This is a genomic window from Calothrix sp. CBUCES-K 9914, from assembly GCF_059640475.1.
Genome location: NZ_JBXXZH010000104.1, coordinates 1 through 23,215 on the forward strand (window position 1 = coordinate 1; position 23,215 = coordinate 23,215).

The following is a 23,215-nucleotide window of genomic DNA, read 5'->3' on the forward strand; positions in this document are numbered from 1 at the left end:
CAATATTTGTAGCTAAATTGTTACGTTGACCGGGTTTTAACTCGTCAGTATTTTTGACATCAGGTAAAGGTTCAGACCATCCTAACAGTGTTTCTGCTGCATCCATGAGCATAAATAATAGCGCATCAGCAACGTCATCTACATAAATTTGGTCACCTGTAAGGAAAAGTTGATGAGGACGTTGTTTTGCTGAAATTGCCAAAGCTTCACGTATAATTTTATCCAAGGAAGCCATTGCATCCAAGCTTTCACCATGCAGCTTACGACAAGAAGCGTGAATAATACGTAAATCATTTATATCATTAGGAGGAAGTGCAAACGAAGGTAAATCAAATTCTGAAGATACATCGGGATATGCAATATCTGAAATACAACCGGATGTATTTAATACACCAGGAGTATTTAAAGTTTCACCTGAATTAAAAGCTAAATTATATAAATAATTTTCACCGTTTCTAAGTATGGAATAATTAGATTGTGCGGTAATAGCGACAATATGTAAATTAGTACCAATTTGTACAGTCTTTTCCCTAACGGTAATTAAAGCATTTTTATTAGTATCTAGAATTACTAAAGTTACCGTGCGACTTTCCTTTAAAGCAATCCATACAGTAACCGAATAGTTGTCAGTTCGTCGTAGAATAGGTCCAGCAAGAACTAAGGGTAGCGTATCAATTCGTTCTCGTAAAGGAATCCAGTTCATGCATCATTGATAAGGGGTACATTTAGAGTATATTTCGACTTTTATAAAACGTGTCAAGGTTAGAGACGCGATATATCGCGTCTCTACAAAGGTTTATGTCGATTTTCTTAAAATCTGTAGAATGATTTTTGGGTGGTAGAGTGCGAGTGGTGATTTTAATAAATGTGAGACTTTAGTAAATAAGGCATATAAATTTGGGTCAAGATTGATATTCGCTATCAGCTTCTGGTTGTACCATGCGAAAAACTTCTGGACAAAGTTAGTTTTAGCTGGTTTGGCGCCTGATGTTGTGGGAAACTGAGAATCTTGCTGTGTTGCCAACATCCAATGGAACTGGTTACTTTTAGCTAACCGTTGTTGAAAGCGTGATGTTACCAATTTATTTGTTTGCAACCAGTCTCGTAATACCATAGCCGATAAAGCACCAACCGTCATTCCCTGTCCGTAAACAGGACATAACGCACAAACTGCATCACCTAAAGCAACAAAACCAGTTGGCATTTCAATTTTCTCATAATGGCGCCAACGGTTAGCGGTAGCACGGTGAGCATATATAGGTGAAGTTGGTTCTGCGTTTTTTATCGCTTCATAAAATTCTGGACTGCCCAAAGTTTGAGCAAACTCCAAAAACCCTGTATTATCTAACGGTGGATAATCGTGTCCATAACCACCAAGCGTTGCTATCCATTCCCCATTTTCGATTTTAGCTAAATATCCCAAGCGTTTATTATTAGGCGCCTGTTGGGCAATTAGCATAACCTTCCAGTCACCAGTAAAATGAGTAGGTTGTTTGTAGCGTCGAGTCGCGTAACCTAAAAATGGGTTAATTACAGTTTCTGTTGGAACGGCAAAACCTAATTCCTTCAACCACTGCGAAGCATTTGACGCGCGTCCACTTGCATCGACAATCAAATCAGCCGATAATTCTTGTATATTGCCGCTAGCTATATCCTGTATTTTTAAACCAGTAACTTGCATATTATCAGAGTCACCAATTAAACCAACAACACGGTGTTCTTCAACAAACTTGATATTTGCTATCTCGCGTAACCGAGAACGAACTGCCCATTCCAGCAGTGGACGTGAACAAGTGAAGGAAGTTATATCAGAAACTATATCTGGGTTAAGACTCCAATTTCCACGAGTAAAGTAATGAAACTCGCGCACCCAATCAATTTTAGGGGCTCCTTTTGCGGTAAGTTCTACACTAATACCAGGAAAAAGCTCTTCAAGAATTCGATAACCACGTGTCAATAGTACATGTGGCTGTACAGATTGTGGTACACCTCTACGCTTTTCAGGATATAACGGTAATTTATCGCGTTCAATTATCGTCACTGAAGCAAAATGTTCGCTACTAACGCGCGCACTGAGTAACCCTGCTATACTGGCGCCGATTACAATAGCATTTTTAGAGTTCATTTCAGTACTTGGTAAATCATACCCTTATATTGCAACAAAACCTGCTTCTTCAATCAATTTTCGACGTGGCGCCGTTTTAAGTAGCTTGATGTAAGCAGTACCCACTTGCTTGGAAGTTGGATTATTTTGATTGTAAATGACAAACAGTCGGTTTGTAAGTGGGTATGTCTCATTTTTAAAAGCAGCAACATTTGGTTTATTTCGATTTTTGGGTGTACATTTTGCTAAAGGTACTAGTGGCTGTTTATATGGAGATACTAGATTTGAAGAGTTTGTACCAATAGCTAGAGCTTTTCCTTGACATTGGCGAGCTAAATGTGCAGATGAAACCATAAAAAGACCACTTTGATCACGAAATACCTTTATCATTCCTTCAGTGATACCTGGAGCATTCTCTATTTTTTTCACATCTTCACGAAGCTCATTATTTCCTAAAACCTTTAGCTTTAATATTTCATTAACACTAGAATTGCTACCTTCATAAACATTTATTTTATTTATTTTTGAACTGTTTGACACACCAAGTTGATTCCAATCAATAATTTTACCTGTAAGAAGGTCACGAAGTTGATTAATTGTTAATGCATCAATTGGTAAATTTTTATTTACCCCAACAGCAATTCCATCAATTGCAATAGGTTCCTCTATTAACATCGCTCCCTGATTTTGAGCTTGTTTATTTTCTGCATCTGAAACATTACGAGAAGAAATGGCAAAATTAGCTTGGTTTTTCAATAATAATTGAATTCCATATCCTGAACCTGGCCCAGTTCCCGGACGAGGCGAAAAATTCAATTTAAACTGAGGACAAGTATTTTCAATGCTTTTTTCTACATCATCTCTAAAAAGTTGCCAAGTAGTACTGCCGCTATAGCTAAAGTTGCCTTCAGGAACGCTGTTTAATATACAAACTAAAGGAGAATCATTTGCTAAAACTGATAATATCGAAAACAAACTTACAATCGCAAAACCAGCTAAAACCCATTTAAAAAACCTTAAAAATTTTTGGTTTGGTTTTTTGGATGAAATTTGGATATCAGGAAGTTTGGTTTGTTGCGCTTGAGGTTCAAGCTGTTCAAGTGCTTTTAAGACTTCAAATGCAGATTGATATCTTTGGCTTGACTGAGTACGAACCATATTATTTAAAACATTTTTTAATCCAGTTGAAGCATTTATATTAAATAAGTTATTTATATTATCATCAACATTTCTTGTTAATTTTCCGGGATGTACACGAGTCAAAGCTTGAATGGCAACAATACCCAAAGCATAAATATCACTACAAGGCAAAGGTCTTTTTTGAATTTGTTCTAATGGCATGTAGTCAGGAGTGCCAATAGCTAGTGTGCTTGGGTCACTTAAAGCTTCTTGAAATGTTTGTTTAACGGCGCCAAAATCAATTAAAACAATTTTATTATCTTTACTGCGTCTAATTAAATTTGCTGGTTTAATATCACGATGAATAACACGTTTATTATGATTATGAATAAAATCTAAAACTTTCAAAACTTGCTTTAAGAAATCTATAACCTCAAATTCAGACAGCGTTCTTTCCAAAAGAATATCTGTTAATGTAGCTCCTTCAATATACTCTTGAACTAAATAAAACTCTTGGTTTTCTTCAAAATAAGCATATAATTGAGGTATTTGCTCGTGTTCATCACCTAATTCGCGAAGTGTTCTAGCTTCACGGTCAAACAACTTTCTTGTTATCTCCAAAACAGAAAAGTTGATTTGTGGTCTAAGTCTTTTAACAACACACAAACAGTTGAAACGTTTTAAATCTTCTGCTTCATAAGTTTCACCAAATCCTCCAATACCCAAAAGCCGAATGATTTTATAGCATCCACCTAAAATAGTTCCAGGTTCTAGCATGAGTTAAGAGTAAAGCCTAATTATATAAATAAGTATATACGTACAAACATATTTCACACTTAATCAAAAGGTAAAACTAAGCTTAACCATACGTTAATCAAGGGACGGGCAAGAATGCCCATCCCACAAAACCCCATCTCACAATATGTTTAATTTAATTTTTGGTGCCTGCAAGCACACTTTAGATAAACCTTTTATTTCTTTAGTGCCAGTAAAAATTCTGTCATAGCAACTTTGCATTCAAACATTTTTACCATAGTATATTAGTTTTACTAAAGCGCTGTAAGTATTTAGCTAGGTTAACTTGAGCTTTTGTTGAGTCACTAAAAATTTTATCGGGGTGAAGAATGAAACGAGATTCAGTATTCTACAAACTTTTCCAACAATCACCAATTGCACTATTCCAACTACTTAAAACGGCGCCAGCAAATGCAGAAGCTTACAGATTTGATTGTGTTGTTGTCAAGGAGCCAAAATTTGAAATAGATGGTGTATTCTTGCCACCGGAAACCAAAGAACCTGGAACTGTGTATTTTTGTGAAGTTCAGTTTCAGAAGGACGAAATGTTGTATGAGAGATTATTTGCCGAGTCTTCACAATATTTTTACCGCAACCGTGCGAAATTTAGTGATTGGCAAGCTGTTGTAATTTATCCATCGCAGAGTGTAGAGCAAAGCAGTGTTTACCCACATCGCTCGTTCCTCAATGGCGGGCAAGTACATGTAGTATATTTGAACAAACTGGGAAATATACGCAGTTTACCAATATATGTGGCTTTAATGGTGCTGACTACGTTGAGTGAAAAAGTGGCGCCTGTAGAGGCAAAGCATTTACTGGAACGCTCACAGCAAGAATCTCCAGCATTGAGTAGCGCTATATTAGAGATGGTGACATCAATAATGGTTTACAAATTTGAAAATTTGAGTCGAAGGGATATAGATACTATGCTAGGCATTACGTTAAAACAAACACGAGTTTATCAAGAAGCACAAGAAGAAGAAGCTGCTAAGGTTATCTTCCGCCAGTTGAAGAAACGATTTGGGAACTCACTATCTGAAGAAATGAGAGCGCAAATAGAGAGTTTACCCTTACCAACTCTTGAAAATTTGAGCGAGGCATTATTAGATTTTAATTCTTTAGACGATTTACAACCTTGGTTAGAAGCTCAATAAATTTTATACACCAATCCCCTGATAAATTGCGCGGGTTTTAAGGTACGGTTAAATTATTAGCTAGCAACTTTTTAAACATGATAGTTTAGTTAAGTGTCAAATTTCCTACTTATTACTGAACTGTAATATCCAGCGCCGAAACAACTCTACAATAATACGCCAACGTCCTTGGGTTTGTCCGACTACATCATGCCGCTGAAGCGTATTTAGAGCAAATGTAACTGCAACATCATCTAAATCCGTAACCTGGCGCCGAATTTTCTCTATGCTTAAACCCTCTGGATTTGAAGCTAATATACGCAAAACACTTTGTTGTCCTATTGCACCTTGTGAAGCTTGACCCCATACACCAGTAAAGTAATAGCTTCCTTGTTTGAAAAAGTCAGAATTATTTATGATTGTTTCCACATCTTCAAATGACAAAACAGGTTCGCGAGAAAGCTTATGCTCAAAAACCTGGTCATTGTAGTAACGGACTAGCTGAAAACCTAAAAATTGAACTAAATAAGGCTGTCCAGCAGTTAAATTATAAATCATCTCTAATGCTTCAGATGTATAAGTAAGTGGAAAATGTTCAGAAGGGTTAACTAAAAGTTGAGAAGTCGCTTCGGTTGTTAGAAAACCAACTCTAATGGGTATGACACTAGCAAAAAACGGTTGAAAATAATCTTGTGTCATCTCTTCTAAGGTATGCAAGCCAGCAAAAGCAAAAGCTATTTTGGGACTCATTTGTACTAACCCCCGTAAAAATCCTATAAAATTGGGTGGAATTTTACCAGTCGTAATTAGTTCTTCTAATTGTTCAAATTCATCAATAGCAATAATAAGACTTTGATTCTCTAACTGAGCGTTTATTTGTAATAAGTAACGTTCAAACGTGCGATAAGGAAGATTAATAAGTTTTTCATCGTCTGGAGGTGGGAAGTTCATAGTTTCGGAAATTGCATCAGTAATTGCCATCAGCACCTCTCCCACTCCCTCAGAAATCGCTCCCAAACGTAAAAGATTTACATAAGCAACCTGTACACTTGAGCCTAGACTACTTGCAATATTAAGCAGGACTGAAGTTTTACCCATTCGTCGGTGAGAATAAATTACTACTGATTGTACTTGATGCCCTGAAATCCAAAGTTCTTCTAAATGCCTCAGCACATCTTCTCGTCCTACAAATAATTTTCCTTCTACTGGGTCGCCAACTATGTAAGGATTAATAACAGGTTCAAGAATAGAAATTTCTTTTAACTTAGCAACTACCCTTGACAAAGATTTTTTCCAATTACTAGCAATTAATCCTATAACATCTAAACAATGTTTTTCTACTTGAGATAGATTATCAATTTCAGGTGGAATATTACTTAATTCTTCTAAAGCTCGATTTATTGCAGTAGATTTAGCTGTGACAGATATACTACGCTGAACAAAGCGAGCATCTTTAATAACCCGCTCAAAATAACTTAAAGCTTGCCAAGTATATGGGCAAAGCAAAGATCCACTAGGCATGATTTGTATTTGAAGCATAGCAATAGTAGCTAATTCTTTTGCTTCTAAACAAGCATTTAGATTTTTCGCTAGGGCAACCATTTCTTGTGCATAGGGTAAATTAGAAATTATAGAAAAAGCCTCGCTTATTGTTGAAAGACATCCTTTACTTTCAAATTTACAGTGATAATAATCTTCATGTTCTATTTTACTAAGTTCCCAGAAAGCTCGGCAAACAATATTCACAGGATTATTGAATATTTTGTTATGATATAAATCAATCCCCTCCTTCCACGTATAGCGTATTTCTTCAAGCTGTTCTAAATTCAATTTTGATACACAAAATATAAGTGTTTCTGAAGAAATTTTACGAAGCGATTCATTCAAAGATTGATTAATAAGTTTTGCTTGAAGGCTGTATAAGCGTATTTGATTTAGATTGTATAAGCCGAGTTCCCAATCTTGAAGCCGCGATGAAATTGCTGCTAATATTGCCTCAGCACAGGCAGAGTATGACTCAGGTAAAGTGTTTCGTGGCACAGTTGACCAAATAATGGATGAGTTAAGCAAGTGAAAAGCCTAGTTTTTGCATCTTCCTTTAATCGAGCATTTAAGCGGTTGATAAAGAGACAGTGTATTAAATGTAGAGACGTTACATGTAACGTCTCTACAATCAACGTATGTTAACTATTAGTATCGAATACGAGGATCAACATAGGCATTAAGGATGTCGATACTGATGCTCGCCATTACTACTATGGTGCCGAAAAATACCATAATTCCTTGTACGGTTGGGTAGTCACGTTCGTTGATGGCTTCAAACAGACGATTTGCTAAACCTGGCCATGAGAATGTAACTTCGGTGAGGACGGCACCACCCAATAACGAAGCAAAAGTTAATCCTAAAACGGTGATAACAGGAATTAAGGCGTTTTTCAAAGCGTGGGAAAAGAGAATCTTGTTTTCGGGGATGCCTCTTGCTCTTGCGGCTTCTACGTAATCTGATTGTAAGGTTTGTTTCAAGTTGACTCGAACGATGCGCTCGAATATGCCGCTTAGTAATACTCCTAGGGTACAGCTTGGTAGTATCAAATATTTGATTGCTGTAAAGAACTCGATAAATTTACCACTTAGTAAACTGTCTATAGTATACAAACCTGTGAGTTTTGGAGGCGCCTCTAAAGTTACGGGGAAGCGACTTCCTAATGGTAGTATATCGAAACTAACGGCGAAGATTAATTGTAATAACATTCCTGCCCAAAACATTGGCAGAGCATAAGTAATAATGCCGAATAGTCTACCACCGATATCAAATGAAGTACCAGGACGTGAAGCAGAAAGTGTACCAACAGCAATACCAACAAGTAATGCCACAACAATACTAAATACCGCTAACTCAGCAGTTGCGGGGAAGTGTTCACCGATAATATCCCAAACACTTTTACCGCGACTTGATATAGATTTACCCATATCCAACTTGAAAATCAAATTTCCCAAGTAGTTGAGATACTGGAACGGCAAAGGTAAATCTAAACCTAATTGTTTTCGCATTGCTTCTTTTGCACTATCAGGCGCCCGACCACCAAGAATAGCATCAACAGGGTCGCCAGGTGTTGCACGCAGTAACAAAAACACCATTGTGACAATTGTTAGTATTTGGAGCGGCGCCAGTAGTAAGCGCGTCACAACATAATATGTAAGAGCCTTTGAACGTGACATTAGTTTTTTGTAATTCCGCTGTAAATTAATAATTGGCTTGCGTCTTGTTTGACACCTTTAACTCCGTTTTGGGCAAACAAATAATCTTGTTCTTGCCATAGGGGAATATATGGTACGTCTTTAGCAAGGATGTCTTGAATTTGGGCGAATATTTGTTTACGTTTTGCTTGGTCTTGTTCTTTGCGTTGCGCTTCAATAAGTTGGTTCATGTTGTCGTTATAGTAAAATGAACCTTGGGAAACACTACCGCCTTTTTCACAGCCTTTTTCTGGTGTACCTTTTTCACACTGTAAGAATGGTTGAACGTAGTTGTCGGCGTCAAGAAAATCTGGATACCATTCAACTAAACTTAATGGATAAACTCCTTTAGGAGCGTTTTTATAAAAGCTGGTAGAGTCAATACCATTCGTTTGAATTTGTAACAACCCATCCATTGTTTTATTCGCAATAGCTTTGATAACTACTGCCGTTAAAGCTGTTGTGGGAACATTAGAACGATACCAAAGTTCTAATGAGGCAGGCTTTTCTCTTGTAAAACCTGCTTGTTTGAGCAATTGTTGGGCTTTTACTGGATTACCATTGATACCATACTGCTCTTTAAACACTGGTTTATAAACATCAAAGGTATTAGGAACCATGCTAAATAGCGGTTGTCCTTGCCCATACTTAACCCGCTCTAACGTTATACTGCGGTCAACCATTGCAGCTATTGCTTGTCTTACCAATGGGTTATCGAGAGGTTTTTGGTTACGGTTGACTGCCATAAAGGATGTAACGTTACCGTTATTAGCAATTGCCTGCCAATCACCTTTTTCAACATTTTTTTGCAAGCTACGAATTTGGTCAGCATCCATCGATAAACCTGCTACGTCAATCGATTTTTTCCTAAATGCATTATATATATTTACTCCACTACTCAAGATTTGAATTGTTACACCTTGATTTAATGGCTTTTTGCCCCAATATTTATCAAAAACGTCAAACTGGATTTTATCAGTAGCAAAGTTTGCTAATTTATAAGGTCCAGTACCAATAAAAGTATTCGGATTAAACTTACCTTCACCTATTTCATAAGCTTTAGGAGAAACAGGACATACCCCTGAGAAAGCAAGCAACGAAGGAAAAGCTGCAAATTGTTTTTTTAACTTAATCGTTAACTCATACTCACTTGTAGCTGTGGCAGATTCAACAATATCCCCTAGTAAAAAAGCTGGTTTACCTCCATTCTTGATAAACCGCTCTAAGCTAAACGCCATTGCTTTGGCATTGAACGGTGTACCATCGTGAAATACAACTCCCTGACGTAGAGGCATAGTATACGTCAAACCATCAGCGCTAATCTTGGGTAAACTTGTTGCAAGCTGTGGTTCAATCTCTGTACTTCCGACTCTATACGTATAAAGCCTATCACTCATGTTATAAATTAAACCCAGTGACCCGGTTTCATAAGCATCTGCTGGGTCAAGAGTTCGAGGTTTATTCGTCGTACCAATAGTAATACGACTATCCGACGCTGATACAGGAGTCGTGAATTGGGGACTCAGCGCGCTACCCACAGCCAAAAGTAGACATAGACAAAACAAACTGATAACTAATTTGACTCGACCAAAACGTCGCATAAAAGGTGCCAACCTATACATAAACTTAATATTATACGTGGCTTAAACTAGATGGTCAGACATTTTACAACTTTGGCGCCCGAATGGCACACCCACCGTAATAAGCACTGAGCGTGCTTCACAGTGCTTCCCATAGTCTGGCGCCAAACCAAAATAGTTCCAAATATACAACTAAGATAACAATCACTGCAAAATCGAATTTGCGTAAATAGCAACCTGCGCGCGGCAAAACGCAATTCTAGAATTAAAACGTAATATTGCGGTACTAGAACGGCAAATAAATAATAATAGTCACATTACAAGCAATTATACTGGACGCATTTTAGAACTTGTTGTAAACCCTGGACAAGTTATGGCGCCGGGAACTCGTATTGCCAATATAGACGCACAAGAACCTGGAGCCAAGCTAGCAGGAGTTATATATTTTCCAGGTGTTTGTCGATAACATTTTGATTGAAGGTAGACGAGAGTGGTTATCCCCGTTGATTTTAGGAATTATTTTGACAACTGGAGTCATGGGATTTTTGACGTTACTACAATTACAGTCGTTACGCCAAATGAAAATTAAGCTGTCTGTAGGAATGTCGAGTCAGTTTTTATGGCATATTCTCCATCTACCTGTGAGCTTTTACGACCAAAGATTTGCAGGGGAAATTAGTAACCGTATCCACCTTAATGATACTTTAGCCAATATTCTTTCGGGTAAATTAGCCACTACTGTAATTGCGTGTGAAGCAAGTTGATGGCGCCTATTTAGATTTAATTCGCAGTGAAGGAGAGGTGGTTTAAATACTGCAAGGTATAGAATCGATCCCCCCTACTGCCTTAATAAGGCAGGGCTGATTCATTCCCGCTCAAAGCTTGAAAAATCAAGGGTTTTGCGTAAATCTTTATTGGAAATTTTGCTACCAAGGTGCCGATAAAATCGTATATATGTTCACAGAGGTGATGCTAAAAGCTGCAGAACTATGGGCAACTGCGCGAAAAGGGGGATACCCAACAGCGTCACCAGACGCACTTGATGGGGATGTTATTTTAGCTGCTCAAGCTTTATTGTTTAAGGATGAAGGCAATGAAGTTATAATTGCAACCACTAATGTCGGACATTTATCTCGTTTTATAGATGCTCGTGAGTGGCAAAATATTTAATTTTTGGTTATTCCTAAACAGACTGCGAAAAGCTAGACTGCTTGTTGGCGTTTAATTTCTTGTCTCAATACTTCACATTGAGAAACTGCTTCTCTTGCTTGTTGTCTGTAATGTTTAGCTTGTTCTCGGTCAGTTAAACATACTTCAGTCGCTTTTTTACTCAATTTGACCGCGAGTTCGCTGAGTTCTTTAATCCGAGTTCTTTTTTCTTCAATTGTTTTCATTCTTGCTTGTGTTCTGAGATATAATAACTTCTAAATTTTCTACTTCATCATATATTTTATTAGCTCTACTAACTAATAAGCTCGCACGCTCGTCATCGTTATTTACTACCGCATCATCATGAGCATTATATAACCCTTCAACGATTTGGTGTAATTGTGCGTAAGCGTTTAATAATGCGTCAAGTGTTGTTTGTTTCAATCGATCTAACTCCTATATTGTTCCTCATTTAACAAATCAAAATTTTTATCTATTGACAAATTAAAACAAGCGGGCTGGTGATTGTAAATTTGAAACAATTGTTCTAACTCGCTCGGCGCCGCTTTATCAACCGTACTTCAGCAAAGAGCGCAGTATGGAGTTACAACTAAAGCCAGGATTCTGATCCAAACAATAAATTCGGTCAGAGATTATACGCAAACTCGCATAAATCCTTTACTGGCGCCGAAACTAGAAACAGAACCTGCGTTTATCCCAGAGGCAGTACCAGCTTTTTCTGTTACCGAGGTGTTTGAAAATCTACGTAAAAAGAATGAGGAGTATAACAATTTCCTTTACCGAGAAGCAGCATTTATACAGATTGGCGAACTTCGTTAGTTGCAACTCCACCTAAGCGGACTGCTTCCGCCAAAAACCGTTGTGCTTTTTCTGGGTTAAGTTGCCAAAGTGTAACCGCTGTTTGAAGTTGAATGTTTAGAGCAGTTAGCGCATGTCCCAAAGAATCATGCAAATCACGGGCAATGCGGTTTCGCTCTTGCATAGCAGTAATGTTGCCAAATTGCAAGACACATTGCCACAATTGCTCGTGAACCTTTGTTAGTTCTTCGGGTGTATGGCGTTCTTCTGGCACTTTGTTTATCGCCTACAACGTGTATTAATTTACTAATCATACATAAAAATTTTAGAGTATGGCATTGCCATTCAGGTGTTTCCATTTTTAGGTATTAAATAAGTATTAATGTTTTGACTGTTCTATAAAACTTTATAATTAACAAATATAAATAACATCTACAACAGTAAATAACATTGACATCATAGTATATTTGTAGCTGCAAACACATGATAAAAAGAATATAAACAAAAATTAAAAACGAATTTATATACCTGATAAGCTGGAAAATATTGCGTTACTATAAACAGCAATTTTAGTTATAAAAAAGAGATACTTACTGTGAAATACTTCTTTTTGTCTGAAGGCTGGGCTGTTGGTAGGGTATGGGGGTCAGATGGACTGTGGCAATTTGCAGCATGGCGCCGCGCTCCACAAATCGAACGTATAGGTGTTTGTCTAGTCGAAAAGAACGAAGTTTTGTGGCTAACGAGCGTTGAAGATGCTGTTATAACTGTTGAGGTAAAACCAACCCAAACCATAGCTAACCAAAATATTGGTCAAGTTATTATCAAGCGTCTAATCACCGCTGAACAAGTTTTAGAGCGACTTGGACATGCTGAAACAAGTTGTGCTATGCAAAACTCCCAAGCTGTGCTTGTGTAAGAGGTGGAAGGGCGAGGGCAAGAGAAGGGGGATAATGTTAAGCAATTGTTACTTATCTTAATATTTCTTAAAAATCACTCGTTCAGAATTTTAGGTATTCTCATTTATCCTTGACTTCTCCGCGTTTTCCCTATCTCTTGCCTCCTTTACTTCCTACCCTTTGCCCTTTGCCCTTTCCCTTTTCCCCCCATTCTTCATCCCTCCCCCCGCTTGCAAACAGCTCCATCAATAGTTACACTTTTTAAAACATTCTCATTTTTGCACTGGTAATTTAGACCACTGGGAGTACGTCTCCAAGTAGTCAGATAATATATTGCCAAATTTTCCACACAGTCTACTTTTATAAGGCTTAGATGTGGAAAACCGCAAGTTGCAATAACAACAAAATCTCAAAAATTACTCTGTAAACAAACCTTCAGGAGGAGCGTAGTCAATGGGACTACCTTGGTACCGGGTACATACAGTTGTTTTGAATGACCCAGGACGGCTGATTTCTGTACACTTGATGCACACAGCCCTAGTGGCAGGCTGGGCTGGTTCGATGGCTTTATACGAACTGGCAATTTATGACCCCAGCGACCCTGTTCTTAATCCAATGTGGCGTCAAGGTATGTTCGTACTACCCTTCATGTCACGCTTGGGCGTAGTAGGTTCTTGGGGTGGTTGGAATGTAGTTGGAGACTCCAGCTATGACCCTGGTTTTTGGTCTTTTGAAGGTGTGGCAGCTGCTCACATCATCCTTTCTGGTTTGCTGTTCTTAGCAGCCGTTTGGCACTGGGTTTACTGGGACTTAGAACTTTTCCAAGACCCTCGCACTGGCGAACCCGCGCTTGATTTACCAAAGATGTTTGGTATTCACTTGTTCTTATCTGGTTTACTCTGCTTCGGTTTTGGTGCGTTCCACCTCACCGGATTGTTTGGGCCAGGTATGTGGGTTTCTGACGCTTATGGAATAACGGGTCACGTCGCACCAGTGGCACCTGAATGGGGACCTGATGGGTTTAACCCGTTTAATCCAGGTGGTGTAGTTGCTCACCACATTGCTGCGGGTGTAGTTGGTATTATTGCTGGTTTATTCCACTTGAGTGTACGTCCACCCGAACGCCTCTACAAAGCGTTGCGGATGGGTAATATTGAAACCGTGCTTTCTTCAAGTATTGCAGCAGTATTTTTTGCTGCATTCGTAGTTGCAGGTACGATGTGGTACGGTAACGCCACAACACCAATCGAACTATTTGGACCAACTCGCTATCAGTGGGACCAAGGATATTTCAAACAAGAAATTAACCGTCGTGTCCAAGAAAGTGTTGATGGTGGCGCCAGTCTGAATGCAGCATGGTCACAAATTCCAGAAAAACTAGCGTTTTACGACTACGTTGGAAACAGCCCTGCAAAAGGTGGTTTGTTCCGTGTAGGTCCAATGGATAAGGGTGACGGTATCGCCCAATCATGGCAAGGCCACGCAGTATTCAAAGATGCTGAAGGTCGCGAATTGACAGTACGTCGTCTTCCTAACTTCTTTGAAACCTTCCCAGTAATTCTGACTGATAAGGATAATATAGTGCGCGCGGACATTCCATTCCGTCGTGCAGAATCTAGAAGCAGTTTTGAACAAGCAGGTGTAACCGTTAATTTCTACGGTGGTAACTTAGGTGGTCAAAGCTTTGATGACCCCGCTGACGTTAAGAAGTATGCTCGTAAAGCTCAAGGTGGCGAAATCTTTGAATTCGACCGTGAAACCTTGAACTCTGACGGTGTATTCCGTACCAGTCCGCGCGGTTGGTTTACATTCGGACACGCAGTATTCGCACTGCTATTCTTCTTTGGTCACATCTGGCACGGCGCCCGGACAATTTACCGAGACGTATTTGCTGGTGTTGAAGCTGACATGGAAGAGCAAGTCGAATGGGGTAGATTCCAAAAAGTGGGTGACAAAACAACCCGCCGGAAGGAAGCTGTATAATATATAACACAGTAGAGGCGCGATTAATCGCGTCTCTACCGGAGCGCGTATTAACTTACTAAACTGAGCAATAAGTTTTGATATGGAAGCAATTGCGTACATTCTAATTCTCACTCTCGCAATCGGAACCTTATTCTTTGCGATTGCGTTCCGCGAACCTCCCCGTATTGAGAAGGAAGAAGAATAATTTCAATTTCAGATGGAAGTGTTTAATTGAATTGAATCAAAAACCGAACAGTTTGATTGCAAAATATCTATTACAGCCGCTAGTATCGTTATAGGTATTAGCGGTTGTTTGATTTAAACACCTGTGCCTAAAATTAAGTAAAGTGATTGGCAATCCCTGTTACCTGGCAAGCAGATATCTGATATAATCTGTTATTTGGAAGTTGATGACTCAAAAAATCAACTTTTCTGCGCTAGCATGAAAAAAGATGTAGGTGTGGACTGTCAGGCAGGCGCTTGCATGTACATCGCTAGGAGGCAAGAAAATTACGGAGACTAACACCAGGAAACAATTAGCATGGTCAATCAGAAATCAACCGCTACTGCTGAAATAGGATTTACTCACGACGATTTCGCCGCATTATTAGACAAATACGATTACCACTTTAGCCCAGGTGACATCGTACCCGGTACAGTATTTAGTATCGAGCCGCGCGGCGCTCTGATTGACATCGGTGCAAAAACAGCAGCATATATACCTATTCAGGAAATGTCAATTAACCGGGTTGATGCCCCGGAAGAAGTTTTACAATCAAACGAAACTAGAGAATTTTTTATTCTAACCGACGAGAACGAAGACGGGCAATTGACCCTCTCGATTCGTCGTATTGAATACATGCGCGCTTGGGAGCGGGTACGCCAGTTGCAAGCTGAAGATGCGACTGTTCGTTCCGGAGTATTTGCTACCAACCGTGGTGGTGCTTTAGTGCGAATCGAAGGACTGCGTGGATTTATCCCAGGTTCTCACATCAGCACTCGTAAACCTAAAGAAGAGTTGGTAGGTGAAGAACTACCATTAAAATTCCTCGAAGTAGACGAAGAGCGTAATCGTTTAGTACTATCGCATCGTCGTGCGCTGGTTGAGCGTAAGATGAACCGTCTTGAAGTTGGCGAAGTCGTCATTGGAACGGTACGTGGTATCAAGCCATACGGTGCGTTTATAGATATTGGTGGTGTCAGTGGTTTGCTGCACATCTCAGAAATTTCACACGAGCATATTGATACACCGCATAGTGTCTTCAATGTCAATGATGAAGTTAAAGTCATGATTATTGACTTAGATGCAGAACGCGGCAGAATTTCGCTATCAACCAAGCAACTTGAACCAGAACCCGGTGACATGATTAAAAACCGGGATTTGGTATACGATAAAGCTGAAGAAATGGCAGCTAAGTATCGCGAGCAAATGCTTGCTAAACAGCAAGGTAATGTTAACGGTAATGGTAATGGGGCAGTAACTTCTGTAGAGTCAGGAATTGTGCTTGAAGAAATTCCACCAGCAGTTGAGGAAGAAATTCCACCGGCAGTTGAGGAAGAAATTCCTGACTCTATTGAAGAAGAAGTTCCCTCAGCTTTAGAAGAATAGAATAGATAATTAATATTATCGATAATATTCGCAAAAAGGGGTAGACCCCTTTTTTTATTGCATTCTAAAGCTAAAAACCTCTCCAGGTACAAGCAGAAAAGGGAATTTTTAAGCAATACTGGTACATGAAAGTTTAAGTTGAGTCCAAAAATGGAAGTTCGAGCAACGAATACGCCACTGTTAGAGTGGACAGGGGACGGTTTAGCTGTCGGATTATTTGAAGAGGCTACAGAATTAACTGGTGACTTAGCGGCTTTGGACGAGAAGTTTGCTGGTGTATTAAAAGAACTAATATCTGAAGAAGAATTTAAGGGTAAACTCGGTAGTACTGCCGTTACGCGCGTTGGTGCAGGAAGTCCAGTACGTAAAGTTATACTTGTAGGCTTAGGTAAACCCGATACGCTTAAATTTGAATCACTGCGACGTGCGGCAGCATCGGTTGCGCGTTTGGCAAAAAAACAAAAGTGTAAAACTCTTGGTATTAGTTTGCCTATCGTTAATGATGACGCTGCTAACAGTACACAAGCTATTAGCGAAGGTGTACAGCTAGCGCTTTATCAAGATATTCGTTTCAAATCAGAGCCAGAAGACAAAGGACCACAAATCGAGACAGTAGATTTACTGGGGTTGCGTGGACAAGAAGCTGCGATAGAACGCGCTTCCCAAATAGTTTCAGGAGTTGTTTTAGCTCGTCAACTAGTTGCGGCGCCTGCAAATGCGGTAACACCAATTACAATGGCAGAAACCGCGCAAACAATTGCCAATGACCACGGGCTACAAATTCAAATTCTAGAACAAGAAGAGTGTGAAAAGCTTGGTATGGGCGCCTTTTTAGGTGTTGCCCAAGCATCGGAAATACCACCCAAGTTTATTCACCTGACTTATAAACCTGCTGGCACTCCCAAGCGTAAGTTAGCAATTATTGGTAAAGGTTTAACCTTTGACTCAGGTGGTTTGAATATTAAAGGTATGGGTAGTGGTATCGAAACGATGAAAATCGATATGGGTGGCGCCGCAGCAACATTAGGCGCCGCGAAAGCTATTGGACAACTCAAACCAGATGTGGAAGTTCACTTTATTTCCGCTGTCACCGAAAATATGATTAGTGGACGCGCGATGCATCCAGGTGATATTCTAACTGCATCCAACGGTAAAACCATCGAAGTCAATAACACTGATGCCGAAGGTCGTTTGACACTTGCCGACGCATTAGTTTATACCGATAAGTTGGGAGTTGAGGCAATTGTTGATTTGGCAACATTAACAGGCGCCTGTGTAATTGCTTTGGGTGATGAGATTGCTGGGTTATTCACACCCGACGATAATTTAGCCAAACAGTTAGAAGAAGCTTCTACAACTGCGGGTGAGAAACTATGGCGAATGCCAATGGAAGAAAAGTACTTTGAAGGTCTAAAATCTGGTATTGCCGATATGAAAAATACTGGCCCTCGACCCGGTGGTTCTATTACCGCAGCTTTATTCCTCAAACAATTTGTCAAAGAAACACCCGCTTGGGCACACCTTGATATCGCAGGTCCAGTTTGGGCTGACAAAGAAAACGGTTACAATGGTTCAGGTGCCACAGGTTTTGGTGTCCGTACATTAGTAAACTGGGTATTAAGCTAAATCCCCAAACAAATGTAGAGACGTTACATGTAACGTCTCTACTGTAACGTGTTAATTTTACAGATAATAAACTATAAATATATAAACGGATTGCGAGGGCGCCCGTGACAGGAGAAAGTAAATATCAACCACTTCAAAAATACCTTGAAAAAAGCAATGCCGCTGAAATTACCCTTACCTTTACAGAAATTGAAGAAATAATGGGTGATACACTTCCCGACTCCGCGCGTAGCAAACGTCAATGGTGGGGAAATCGTAGCAAAGGAGCATTGCAATCCATTTCTTGGATGGAAGCGGGCTATCATGTTAAAAAAATTAACTTAGAAGAACAAAAAATAACATTTAGCAAACCAGGTAGTACTTACAAAGTTAAAGCTGTAAAAGCAGAGGCTGTAGCTGATACAGTCAAATGGAACAGCGAATCAATAAAAGCCCTGCGTCAAAAAATGGGACTTACACAAGTAGAGTTCGCGATGGAGTTAGGTGTTCGTCAGCAAACAGTTAGCGAATGGGAAAACGGCGTATATGAGCCAAGACGCATGGCATCCAAGTACTTGAGTAGAGTAGCCGAAAATCTTGAGCCGAACTACAAAGTAGACTAAGCCAAAAAATTTTAGATAATACCTTGACACAAATACACGCCTAAGTGTAAAAGTAGAGAAGCTTCAAAAAAATAAGCTTCAAAACTTTGCACGAGAATTTATGGCAATAGACCATGAGCGTTTGTTTAAGGAGTTAATCTCAACATTCTTTCTGGAATTTCTTGATTTATTTTTTCCCCAAATAGCGCGCGAAATTGATAGAGATAACATTCAATTTCTGCCCGAACTAGTGCTGACCGATGTTACGGCAGGAGAGAAAAAGCTGATAGATTTGCTGGTAAAAGTGAAATATAAACAGCAAGAAACATACTTTTTGATACACATTGAGGCTCAATCTTACTCACAGGAAGATTTTGCCAAACGTATGTTTATATATTTTGCTCGGCTGTTGGAGAAGTATAACTTACCAATTTATCCAATAGTTATTTTCTCCTTTGACCAACCAAAAATACCACAACCAAAAATTTACCGTCTCACTTTTCCAGATTTAAATGTGCTGAGATTTGAGTTTGCAGCAATTCAATTAAACCGACTCAACTGGAGAAAATATTTAAAACATCAAAATCCAGTCGCAGCAGCGCTGATGTCAAAAATGAACATTCCAGTCAAGCAACGACCGAAGGTAAAAGCAGAGTGTTTACGATTGCTAACAACTTTACAACTAGACCCAGCGCGGATGCAGCTAATTTCTGGATTTGTAGATGTGTATTTAGACCTGAATGGAACGGAGGAGAAAGCGTTTAATGCCGAAATCAGTAGAATGGGATTAGTTACCGAGGAGGCATATATGGAAATTGTAACAAGTTGGCAACGACAAGGACGACAAGAAGGACTACTCCAAGGAGTACAAGTAGAACGACAGGCAGCAATTACAAAGCTTCTCAACTTGCGGTTTGGAAAATTAGATGCAGCGTTAGAAGCTGTTATTCCTAACTTAGTAGAGTTATCTGCAGAGGAGTATATGGATTTAATCTACCAAAATAGCCGCGAAGAATTATTATCGCATTTTCAACAACAATCTTAAACAGAAGCTTTAAAAGCAAACGGCAGTGCCCACCTGCAACTATTGTGCCTTGGGCATTGCTTTTAATCAATATAACTACTAATCAATACAGCTTGTTATAAGGGCGCCTAGAAGTGCAAGTGCCCTTAATATTGCCGTGCATTCACCTGATAAATACATAACAATAGCTCGAATTTTATGACAATAGACCATGATCTCAATAAAGTAAAAATTAATTAGGGTAGCACAGGCGCCGATTGCCTATGCTACACGAATCGATCAAAATTAATAAAAAATAGCGTAGATTACTTTAGCTCTGGATGCGCTCTATCTTCAGGAGATGGTCTACCGATTTTGTTGATAGCGGCAATCATTTGATAAAGCCTTCCCAAGTCTCGTTGGTTAAAGTCTAAAATCAATCTAGGTAAATCTACGGTATCGTCTTGTCCTTCTTGAGGCAATGGTTGTGTTCTTTCTATCTTACCTCGAACCAGGATATCGCTAAAGTTGGTGTTGAGTTGGTCAAGTGCTTGCTCAGATAAATCTGATTTGAGTCGAATTATTAACCTGTTATTAACATAACGACTCGAATGGTAAACCTGATAAAATCGCGTAATTGCATCACAGGCTACATCTAAGTTGTCAGTGATGGTGTATAGACTGGAATCATCTGGACTTACCAAGCCAGTTTGTAAAAGATGTTTCTCAATATATTCGCTCCAACACCGCCAGTAGTCACCACCCGGATGGTCTATTAGTACTAGAGGTACAGGGCCGAATTTACCCGTTTGACTTAAAGTCATACACTCAAACGCTTCATCTTGAGTTCCAAAACCACCAGCAAACAAAGCTATCGCATCGCTTTCTTTAAGCAAAAACAGTTTGCGAGTGAAAAAATATTTGAAATGAATTAATTTCCGGTCACCTTCAATATATGGGTTTGCTTGTTGCTCAAAAGGAAGTTGAATATTTAAGCCAAATGAATTTTCGCGTCCTGCTCCTTCGTGACCTGCCTGCATGATACCACCGCCGCCACCTGTCATAACCATAAAATTTAAATCGGTTACGCGCTGCGCGAATTCTTTCGCCATTTTATATTCTGGAGTTTCAGGCGCCAAACGTGCGGAGCCAAAAATAGTAACTTTACGAACATGTCTATATTCGTAAAATAACTGAAATCCAAGTTGCATATCAGCTAAAGCTGACGATAAAATTTTCCAGTCAAGGCGTTCAACTTCAGTATCAGCTAAACGTAAAATTGTGTTTAGTGCCTGCTGGATAAATTGCCGATTTTTTAAAGTTGGTAAACGCTCAATCAATTCGGCAATATCAGCCTTTATAGTGTCTAATGTATCAAACGAAGCTTTGGAGGTCATGAGAACTGCTGCTTTTCAGCTTTATATTTACTTAAACTTTGATGTACACTTCATTATCCGCATTGCGGAACATATTAGCCATTCCACTATAAAGCGCTTCTCGCTATTTGTGATTGTATTGTCGTACCTTACACAATTGAGAAACCCACCTCTACACACGGGTAGGGTGGGAAAATAGTCATTTGACAGAATATGAAGGATTGATTTACCTCAAAATTCACGCTTGTTTAGAATAGAAAACGCCATGCCGCGCGCATCTAAAATTTGAACAAGAGGTTATGCGCGCTTCACCTCTCAAATGAATGAAATATTAAACAAATCTAAAGATATTTTTCCAGAGTATTAGCTAACGTAGTTTTCGGAACGGCACCGACCACCATATCAACTTTTTGCCCGCCTTTAAAAATCATCAAAGTCGGAATGCTGCGGATACCATATTGGCTAGCAACATTTGGATTCTCATCGGTATTAACCTTTACTACCTTGAGTTGTCCATCATACTGAGCAGCGATTTCATCGACAACTGGCGCGACCATGCGGCAAGGACCACACCAAGGCGCCCAAAAATCAACAAGAACAGGAACTTCGCTGTCGATGACTTCCTGTTTGAAACTAGAGTCTGTAACTTGTGCGGCTGCTGACATGCATTCAACCTTTGCCTAATACATTGTTTTCATTTTTGTGAAAATTCTACCACAGCAAGCAGACACTGGGAGCGGAGTTGTGAATATACATTTACATACGACTTAATTAAAGAATTTCTTTATATCTTTCCCCCTACCCTAAAAAAGGAACCGCCCGAACATATAGTCCGGGCGGAGTGTGGTGTGAGGAGTGAACGGAAACATGCGTCTCCGCTTTCTCCATTGTAAGCGAGATATGTGATTTTTCCAGCAATTGTTTCACACAACGGCGAAAAATTTATTGCCGCTTCAATAAAGAAGTGTAAATTTCCACTTTCTTATTTACCCATACCAAGCTGCTGTGCCTTCTGGTAGACTTTACCTTCTGTGAGTAGTGAAGGCGCGATTACTACTTCTACTTGTTGCATTTCTTTGATATTCTTAGCGCCTAAAGTGCCCATACTAGTTTTTAAAGCTCCTACAAGATTATGAGTGCCATCGTCCAGTGCAGCAGGTCCAGTCAGAATTTGCTTTAAGGTTCCGGTAGTCCCAACACTAATGCGCGTACCACGAGGTAACACAGGACTAGGTGTTGCCATTCCCCAGTGATAACCTCGTCCAGGCGCCTCAGCTGCGCGCGCAAAAGGCGAACCTATCATCACACCATCGGCACCGCAAGCAATACATTTACAAATGTCACCACCTGTGATTAATCCCCCATCTGCAATTACTGGTATATATTTACCAGTATCTTGAAAGAAGTCATCACGTGCAGCAGCACAGTCAGCGATTGCGGTTGCTTGAGGAACACCTACACCCAAAACTCCCCGCGATGTACAAGCGGCGCCCGGACCAATACCAACTAGTACGCCTGCCGCACCAGCTTTCATTAGGTTAAGGGTAACTTCGTAAGTTACACAGTTGCCTAGTAAAACTGGCATTGGCATTTCGGCACAAAAAGTTGCTAGGTCAAGTGGTATTATTGATTCTGGCGATAAGTGGGCAGTTGACACCACTGTTGCTTGTACAAAAAATAAATCGGCGCCTGCATCCGCTGTGACTTGACCAAACTTACTGGCGCCTGCTGGAGTAGCGCTAACAGCAGCAATACCACCAAGCTGTTTAATTTCCTTAATTCTTTGCGTAATCAATTCAGGTTTTATAGGTTCAGCATAAAGCTCCTGCATTAGCCCTACAAATTCATCTTTACCAACAGACGCGATGCGGTCTAAAATTGGCTCTGGGTTTTCATAGCGAGTTTGAATGCCTTCGAGGTTAATTACCCCCAAAGCACCCAACTTTGACAAACCAACAGCCATACGCACATCGACAACACCATCCATAGCGCTGGCAATAATGGGAATTTCCCGCTCGATATTACCAATTTGCCACTTGGTATCCGCTAAACTTGGGTCGAGTGTTCGATTACCTGGGGCTAGAGCAATTTCATCGATGCCATATGCTCTACGAGCTGTTTTCCCCCGCCCTATTTGAATGTCCACGCCTTTTATGTTCTCAATTCTGTTTAAGCTAGGTTAGCAAATTCTGAGGTACTTCTACCTACTTTTTTCTCCAC

The 23,215-nt window shown here is 39.7% G+C and carries 20 protein-coding genes and 3 pseudogenes; 11 read left to right on the plus strand and 12 right to left on the minus strand.

Going from position 1 to position 23,215, the window contains the following annotated elements; all coding sequences use genetic code 11:
- The 3 genes and pseudogenes from AC2JBO_RS22215 to AC2JBO_RS22225 all read right to left on the minus strand — a co-directional run.
- Positions 1–703, minus strand: a pseudogene (locus AC2JBO_RS22215) (hypothetical protein); the annotation flags it as partial.
- 93 nt (positions 704–796) lie between these two features.
- Positions 797–2,125 carry an FAD-dependent oxidoreductase gene (locus AC2JBO_RS22220; protein WP_496955831.1) on the minus strand — a complete coding sequence of 443 codons (1,329 nt, stop codon included), beginning with the start codon at positions 2,123–2,125 and terminating at the stop codon, positions 797–799.
- 24 nt (positions 2,126–2,149) lie between these two features.
- The gene (locus tag AC2JBO_RS22225) at positions 2,150–4,000 is read right to left on the minus strand and encodes a serine/threonine-protein kinase (protein ID WP_496955832.1); all 1,851 of its coding nucleotides are present in this window, start codon (positions 3,998–4,000) and stop codon (positions 2,150–2,152) included.
- Between the two features lie 347 nt (positions 4,001–4,347).
- Here AC2JBO_RS22225 and AC2JBO_RS22230 point away from each other — a divergent pair, with 347 nt between their 5' ends.
- On the plus strand, positions 4,348–5,172 hold the full coding sequence (locus AC2JBO_RS22230; RefSeq protein ID WP_496955833.1) for a DUF2887 domain-containing protein: 825 nt from the start codon (positions 4,348–4,350) through the stop codon (positions 5,170–5,172).
- A 105-nt stretch (positions 5,173–5,277) separates the two neighbouring features.
- Here the strand turns inward: AC2JBO_RS22230 and AC2JBO_RS22235 are convergent, their stop codons facing one another.
- The 3 genes from AC2JBO_RS22235 to AC2JBO_RS22245 all read right to left on the minus strand — a co-directional run bounded on the left by AC2JBO_RS22235 (position 5,278) and on the right by AC2JBO_RS22245 (position 9,989).
- Complete coding sequence (locus tag AC2JBO_RS22235; RefSeq protein WP_496955834.1) at positions 5,278–7,191, minus strand: AAA family ATPase; 1,914 nt, start codon at positions 7,189–7,191, stop codon at positions 5,278–5,280.
- 150 nt (positions 7,192–7,341) lie between these two features.
- Positions 7,342–8,370, minus strand: coding sequence for an ABC transporter permease (locus AC2JBO_RS22240; RefSeq protein ID WP_496955835.1), 1,029 nt, complete (start codon positions 8,368–8,370; stop codon positions 7,342–7,344).
- On the minus strand, positions 8,370–9,989 hold the full coding sequence (locus tag AC2JBO_RS22245; RefSeq protein WP_496955836.1) for an ABC transporter substrate-binding protein: 1,620 nt from the start codon (positions 9,987–9,989) through the stop codon (positions 8,370–8,372). The genes AC2JBO_RS22240 and AC2JBO_RS22245 overlap by 1 nt, the downstream gene beginning before the upstream one ends.
- Positions 9,990–10,417: 428 nt before the next feature.
- Between AC2JBO_RS22245 and AC2JBO_RS22250 the strand changes: the two are divergent.
- Both AC2JBO_RS22250 and AC2JBO_RS22255 read left to right on the plus strand, forming a co-directional pair.
- Positions 10,418–10,717 (plus strand): annotated as a pseudogene (locus tag AC2JBO_RS22250) (ABC transporter transmembrane domain-containing protein); the annotation flags it as partial.
- A 220-nt stretch (positions 10,718–10,937) separates the two neighbouring features.
- Positions 10,938–11,138, plus strand: a complete 201-nt coding sequence (locus AC2JBO_RS22255) for a hypothetical protein (protein ID WP_496955837.1) — start codon at positions 10,938–10,940, stop codon at positions 11,136–11,138.
- A gap of 32 nt (positions 11,139–11,170) precedes the next feature.
- Here the strand turns inward: AC2JBO_RS22255 and AC2JBO_RS22260 are convergent, their stop codons facing one another.
- A complete protein-coding gene (locus tag AC2JBO_RS22260; RefSeq protein ID WP_496955838.1) occupies positions 11,171–11,362 on the minus strand; it encodes a hypothetical protein in 192 nt (63 codons plus the stop codon).
- On the minus strand, positions 11,349–11,561 hold the full coding sequence (locus AC2JBO_RS22265; RefSeq protein WP_496955839.1) for a hypothetical protein: 213 nt from the start codon (positions 11,559–11,561) through the stop codon (positions 11,349–11,351). The genes AC2JBO_RS22260 and AC2JBO_RS22265 overlap by 14 nt, the downstream gene beginning before the upstream one ends.
- A 177-nt stretch (positions 11,562–11,738) precedes the next feature.
- Between AC2JBO_RS22265 and AC2JBO_RS22270 the strand changes: the two are divergent.
- A pseudogene (locus AC2JBO_RS22270) lies at positions 11,739–11,927 on the plus strand (histidine kinase); the annotation flags it as partial.
- 4 nt (positions 11,928–11,931) lie between these two features.
- On the opposite strand, the gene AC2JBO_RS22275 reads toward AC2JBO_RS22270, so the two are convergent.
- Complete coding sequence (locus AC2JBO_RS22275) at positions 11,932–12,210, minus strand: histidine kinase dimerization/phosphoacceptor domain-containing protein (protein WP_496955840.1); 279 nt, start codon at positions 12,208–12,210, stop codon at positions 11,932–11,934.
- Between the two features lie 321 nt (positions 12,211–12,531).
- On the opposite strand from AC2JBO_RS22275, the gene AC2JBO_RS22280 reads away from it, so the two are divergent.
- The 7 genes from AC2JBO_RS22280 (at position 12,532) to AC2JBO_RS22310 (ending at position 19,661) form a co-directional block, all read left to right on the plus strand.
- The gene (locus AC2JBO_RS22280) at positions 12,532–12,855 is read left to right on the plus strand and encodes a hypothetical protein (RefSeq protein WP_496955841.1); all 324 of its coding nucleotides are present in this window, start codon (positions 12,532–12,534) and stop codon (positions 12,853–12,855) included.
- 433 nt (positions 12,856–13,288) lie between these two features.
- Positions 13,289–14,818, plus strand: coding sequence for a photosystem II chlorophyll-binding protein CP47 (gene psbB, locus AC2JBO_RS22285; RefSeq protein WP_496955842.1), 1,530 nt, complete (start codon positions 13,289–13,291; stop codon positions 14,816–14,818).
- An 82-nt stretch (positions 14,819–14,900) separates the two neighbouring features.
- On the plus strand, positions 14,901–15,005 hold the full coding sequence (locus AC2JBO_RS22290) for a photosystem II reaction center protein T (protein ID WP_496955843.1): 105 nt from the start codon (positions 14,901–14,903) through the stop codon (positions 15,003–15,005).
- A gap of 336 nt (positions 15,006–15,341) precedes the next feature.
- Complete coding sequence (locus AC2JBO_RS22295) at positions 15,342–16,409, plus strand: 30S ribosomal protein S1 (protein WP_496955844.1); 1,068 nt, start codon at positions 15,342–15,344, stop codon at positions 16,407–16,409.
- A 150-nt stretch (positions 16,410–16,559) separates the two neighbouring features.
- Positions 16,560–18,035 (plus strand): leucyl aminopeptidase, encoded by a 1,476-nt coding sequence (locus tag AC2JBO_RS22300; RefSeq protein ID WP_496955845.1) that lies wholly within the window; start codon positions 16,560–16,562, stop codon positions 18,033–18,035.
- 104 nt (positions 18,036–18,139) lie between these two features.
- On the plus strand, positions 18,140–18,637 hold the full coding sequence (locus tag AC2JBO_RS22305; protein WP_496955846.1) for a helix-turn-helix domain-containing protein: 498 nt from the start codon (positions 18,140–18,142) through the stop codon (positions 18,635–18,637).
- A gap of 100 nt (positions 18,638–18,737) precedes the next feature.
- Positions 18,738–19,661 carry an Rpn family recombination-promoting nuclease/putative transposase gene (locus AC2JBO_RS22310; protein ID WP_496955847.1) on the plus strand — a complete coding sequence of 308 codons (924 nt, stop codon included), beginning with the start codon at positions 18,738–18,740 and terminating at the stop codon, positions 19,659–19,661.
- Between the two features lie 284 nt (positions 19,662–19,945).
- Here the strand turns inward: AC2JBO_RS22310 and AC2JBO_RS22315 are convergent, their stop codons facing one another.
- From AC2JBO_RS22315 to AC2JBO_RS22325, 3 genes are all read right to left on the minus strand, one after another.
- Positions 19,946–21,016 (minus strand): LOG family protein, encoded by a 1,071-nt coding sequence (locus AC2JBO_RS22315; RefSeq protein ID WP_496955848.1) that lies wholly within the window; start codon positions 21,014–21,016, stop codon positions 19,946–19,948.
- A gap of 320 nt (positions 21,017–21,336) precedes the next feature.
- Positions 21,337–21,660, minus strand: a complete 324-nt coding sequence (gene trxA, locus AC2JBO_RS22320) for a thioredoxin (protein WP_496955849.1) — start codon at positions 21,658–21,660, stop codon at positions 21,337–21,339.
- A 317-nt stretch (positions 21,661–21,977) separates the two neighbouring features.
- Positions 21,978–23,141, minus strand: coding sequence for a GuaB3 family IMP dehydrogenase-related protein (locus AC2JBO_RS22325; RefSeq protein ID WP_496955850.1), 1,164 nt, complete (start codon positions 23,139–23,141; stop codon positions 21,978–21,980).
- Positions 23,142–23,215: the final 74 nt, after the last annotated feature.